Raw genomic sequence first — 4,220 nt, forward strand, 5'->3', positions numbered from 1 at the left:
GGGGCATCAGCTCGGCCAGGCCCAGCTTGTCCCAGCCCTCGCCGCTGCCCAGGTCCGGCGCGACGGTGTTGAACTTCTCGGTGCCGGCGGCGCCGGGCGGGGGGAGGCTGGGGGTGGACATCGGGGCGGCGGCAGAAAAGGACGGTCGTTCGCTTGATCATAGCGACGCGGGCTTGACCGGCGTGGGCTGCTCAGGAATACTGTATCTCCATACAGTACCTATACCTTGAGCCACACCTGTTGGGAGACACCATGAAGTACCAGTACTGCGATTTCTATTCCGCCAAGCCCCACCGCACCGTGGAGTGGCTGCGCCGCCTGATGCTCTGGTTCTGAGCCCCGGCGTCAATCGGGCGCGCCGCGCCGCCGCCGCATGGCCCGGCCGATCTCGGCCAGCACGGCGGGGTCGATCAGCCGCTCGGCCATGGGCAGCAGCTCCGTTTCCTCGCGGGCGATGTGCTGGGCGTAGAGGGCGCAGAAGGCCTCCACCGCGGTCGCGTCCAGCGCGGCCGGCCGCCCCGCGGCGATCTCGGTCAGCGCGGCCCGCAGACCGGTCCACAGCTGCTCGAAGCGGCGGTGGTCGGCCTTCAGGCCATCGGTCAGTTCGCGCAGGCACACCGCGTCCGAGCCGGCCATCGATGCCAGCAGTGCCGGAAACAGGTCGGCCTCTTCGTCGGCATGGTGCTTGGGGCCGGCCAGGTCGAAGTAGCGCAGCACTGCGGTGGCGGCCTCGGCCGCGGCGCGGTCCGGGCCGTGGGTGGCCAGGTGGGGCCGCAGGCGCTGCAGGGTGGCGCACTGGTCCTCCACCCGGCGGTGGCATTCGGCCAGCATGGCCAGCGGGGTGTCGAAGGTGACTGGCGCCGACGCTGCGTCAGGACTGGCGATGGAGATCAATCGGGACATGGGAGGGGCTGGAGTCGCCGCAGGTGAAGCCGTGCCCTCAAGGATACGACGGCTCAGATGGCGTACAAAGCCTACCCTCGAGTCTGTGCTGGAGAGACACCATGAGCCGCCGACAGTTTCTTGCGCAATCCGGTGCCGTGGGGGGCGCCCTGGCCAGCCTGGCCGCCCCGGCCCTGGCCCAGACGGGCCACCCCGAGATCCGCTGGCGCGTGGCCTCCAGCTACCCGCGCAGCCTGACCGGCATCTTCAGCGCGATGGAGATGGTGGCCAGGCGGGTGGGCGAGCTCACCGGCGGCAAGTTCAACATCACCGTCCACCCGGCCGGCGAGCTGGTGCCGCCGCTGGGTGTGCTGGACGCGGTGCAGAAGGGCACGGTGGAGGCCGGCCACAGCGCCAGCTACTTCTACATCGGCAAGGACCCGGCCTTCGGCTTCCACACCGCCATGCCCTTCGGCCTGGGCCTGCGGGCCCAGAACGCCTGGCTCTACGAGGGCGGCGGCCAGGCCCTGATCGACGAGTTCCTGGCGCCCTACGACCTCACCGTGATGGCGGTGGGCAACACCGGCGCCCAGATGGCCGGCTGGTACCGCAAGGAGATCAAGTCGGTGGCCGATCTGAAGGGCCTGAAGTTCCGCATCGGCGGCCTGGGGGGCATGGTGCTGGCCAAGCTGGGCGTGGTGCCCCAGCAGCTGGCTGCGGGCGACCTCTACCCCGCACTGGAGAAGGGCGTGATCGACGCGGCCGAGTTCGTCGGCCCGCTGGACGACGAGAAGCTGGGCCTGCAGAAGGTGGCCAAGTACTACTACTACCCGGGCTGGTGGGAAGGCTCGGCCACGCTGGGTCTGTTCGTCAACCTCAAGGCGCTCAACGCCCTGCCGGCGCTCTACCAGACGGCGCTGCGCACCGCCACGGCCGAGGCCAACCAGTGGCTGACGATGAAGTACGACAACGAGAACCCGCAGGCCCTGCGCCGCCTGGTGGCCGGCGGCGCCCAGCTGCGCGCCTTCCCCAAGGAGGTGACGCAGGCCGCCTTCGGCGCGGCCAACGCGCTCTATGCCGAGATGGCCGAGAAGAGCCCGGCCTTCAAGAAGATCCACGCCCACTGGGCCAAGTTCAGGGCCGAGCAGGTGATGTGGCAGCAGCTCTGCGACCTGCCCTTCGACAAACTGATGAGCGCCCTGTTGCGCGGGCAAGGGCTGAGCCGGCCTTGTGTCTTTGAGCCTCAGCCCGCCAGGCCCACCAGCCGGTAGCCCACGCCGGTCTCGGTCAGCAGGTGCTGCGGCCGGGACGGGTCGGCCTCGATCTTCTTGCGCAGATTGGCCATGTGCACCCGCACGTAGTGGGTGTCCTCGCGGTGGCCGGGGCCCCACACCGCCTGCAGCAGCTGGGCGTGGGTGACGACCCGGTCCGGCTGGGACAGCAGGTGGGTCAGCAGCCGGTACTCGATGGGGGTGAGGTGCAGGGCCTCGCCCGCGCGCTGCACGCTGCGGTGCACCCGGTCCACCGTGATGTCGCCGAAGCGCTGCACCGGCTCGCCCTGGGCGCCCTGCTGGCTGTGGCGGCGCAGCTGGGCGCGCACCCGGGCCAGCAGCTCGCCGCTGCCGAAGGGCTTGACCAGGTAGTCGTCGGCGCCGGCGTCCAGCGCGGCGATCTTGTCGGCCTCGCGGCTGCGGGCCGACAGCACGATCACCGGCACCGCCGACCACTGCCGCAGGTCGCGGATCAGGTCCACCCCGTCGCCATCGGGCAGGCCCAGGTCCAGCACGATCAGCTCGGGCCGCCGGGTGCCGGCCTCGATCAGGCCGCGCTGCAGGCCGTCGGCGGTGTGCACCTCCAGCCCCTGGCTTTCCAGGGCCAGGCGGATGAAGCGCAGGATGTCGGCCTCGTCTTCGACGACCAGCACGCGGGGCAGGGGCTCGCTCATGGTCCGGATGCTAACCAGCCAGCGCGCTGCCGTCGTCGGTGGGCGGCTGGCCCACCGGCAGGCGCAGGGTGAAGCGGGCACCGACGACCTGCTCGCCCTGCCGTCGGTTCTGCCCCTGGATGCGGCCGCCATGGGCCTGCACGATGGCGCGGCAGATGGCCAGGCCCAGGCCCACGCCCGGCGTGGCGCTTTCGCGCTGGCCGCGCTCGAATTTCTCGAACACCGCCTCCTCGCGCCCCGGGGGCAGGCCGGGGCCGTGGTCGTCCACCTGGATGAGCACCTCCGCGCCGTCGCGCCGGGCGCGGATCTCGATGGCGCTGCCGGCCGGTGTGTACTTGGCCGCGTTCTCCAGCAGGTTGACGAAGACGCGCTCGAACAGCGTGGCGTCCAGGGCCAGCAGCGGCAGGTCCTCGGCCAGCTCGACCGTGACCGGCCGCGGGCCCAGCAGCCCCTGGCACTCGGCCAGCGCGCTGCCCACCAGCTCTTCCAGCGGCAGCCAGTCGCGGCGCAGCTGCACCGCGCCGGCCTCCAGCCGCGCCATGTCCAGCAGGTTGTTGACCAGTGCGCTCATGCGCCGGGCCGACTGCTGGATGGCCTGCACCGTCTGCTGCTGGGCCGGGGCCAGCGGCGGTTCGGTCCAGGCCAGGGTTTCGGACAGGCCCTGCAGCGATGCCAGCGGCGTGCGCAGATCGTGCGACATGGCCGAGAGCAGCGAGTTGCGCAGCCGCTCGGATTCGATCTGCAGGGTGCTGGCCTGGGCCACGTCGATGTAGTGGATGCGCTCCAGCGAGATGGCCAGCAACGAGGCGGCCGTCTGCAGCAGCTGGCGCTGGCCGGGGCCGGGGGCCGGTTCGCCCGCGGCCGGCTCCACGCACAGCACGCCGCGGCTGCGCATGGGTGCGCGCAGCGGCAGCATCAGGCAGGTGCTGGCCGGCAGGGTGTCGGTGCCGCGGCCGGCGGGCTCACCGCGGTCGAAGGCCCACTGGGCCACGGCCATGTCCACCGTGGCCCGCCCGCCGGGCAGCGGCTGCAGATGGCCTTCGTCGTCGGCGGCCAGCACGGTGACCTGGGCGCGGAACTCCGCGGTCAGGAAGCGGCTGCCGATCTCGGCCACCTGCTCGGGCTGCAGCGCGGCGGAGAGGTCGCGCGCCATCTCGTAGAGCCGGCGCATGCCGTGCTCGCGCCGCTGGGCCTCGTCGGCCTGGAAACGCAGCCCCGCGGTGAGCTGGCCGATGACCAGCGCCACCACCAGCATCACCGCGAAGGTCAGCACGTACTGCACGTCGCTGACCGCGAAGGAGAAGCGCGGCGGCACGAAGAAGAAGTCGAACAGGCCCACGCCGACGAAAGGGGCCAGCACCGCTGGGCTGCGCCCGAGCGCAGGGCCCGCCCA

Annotated in this window: 4 protein-coding genes; 1 reads left to right on the forward strand and 3 read right to left on the reverse strand. The window is 71.7% G+C overall.

The genetic code is table 11. From position 1 onward, the window contains the following. Positions 1-345: 345 nt before the first annotated feature. Positions 346-903 (reverse strand): hemerythrin domain-containing protein, encoded by a 558-nt coding sequence (locus I73_RS08110; protein WP_051049128.1) that lies wholly within the window; start codon positions 901-903, stop codon positions 346-348. Between the two features lie 101 nt (positions 904-1,004). Between I73_RS08110 and I73_RS26770 the strand changes: the two genes are divergently transcribed. Then, complete coding sequence (locus tag I73_RS26770) at positions 1,005-2,153, forward strand: TRAP transporter substrate-binding protein (RefSeq protein WP_022980154.1); 1,149 nt, start codon at positions 1,005-1,007, stop codon at positions 2,151-2,153. Here I73_RS26770 and kdpE read toward each other — a convergent pair. Both kdpE and I73_RS26775 read right to left on the reverse strand, forming a co-directional pair. After that, positions 2,126-2,827, reverse strand: coding sequence for a two-component system response regulator KdpE (gene kdpE / locus I73_RS08120; RefSeq protein WP_022980155.1), 702 nt, complete (start codon positions 2,825-2,827; stop codon positions 2,126-2,128). The genes I73_RS26770 and kdpE overlap by 28 nt on opposite strands. 10 nt (positions 2,828-2,837) lie before the next feature. Then, a partial coding sequence (locus I73_RS26775; protein WP_040499941.1) for an ATP-binding protein occupies positions 2,838-4,220 on the reverse strand: 1,383 nt, incomplete at its 5' end.

Source organism: Ideonella sp. B508-1, from assembly GCF_000333615.1.
Lineage (GTDB): Bacteria > Pseudomonadota > Gammaproteobacteria > Burkholderiales > Burkholderiaceae_C > Ideonella.

What these genes read in the sequence shown, in the direction of transcription:
- kdpE (WP_022980155.1), bottom strand. Translation starts at nt 2,827, where the DNA reads ATGAGCGAGCCCCTGCCCCGCGTGCTGGTCGTCGAAGACGAGGCCGAC.
- I73_RS08110 (WP_051049128.1), bottom strand. Translation starts at nt 903, where the DNA reads ATGTCCCGATTGATCTCCATCGCCAGTCCTGACGCAGCGTCGGCGCCA.
- I73_RS26770 (WP_022980154.1), top strand. Translation starts at nt 1,005, where the DNA reads ATGAGCCGCCGACAGTTTCTTGCGCAATCCGGTGCCGTGGGGGGCGCC.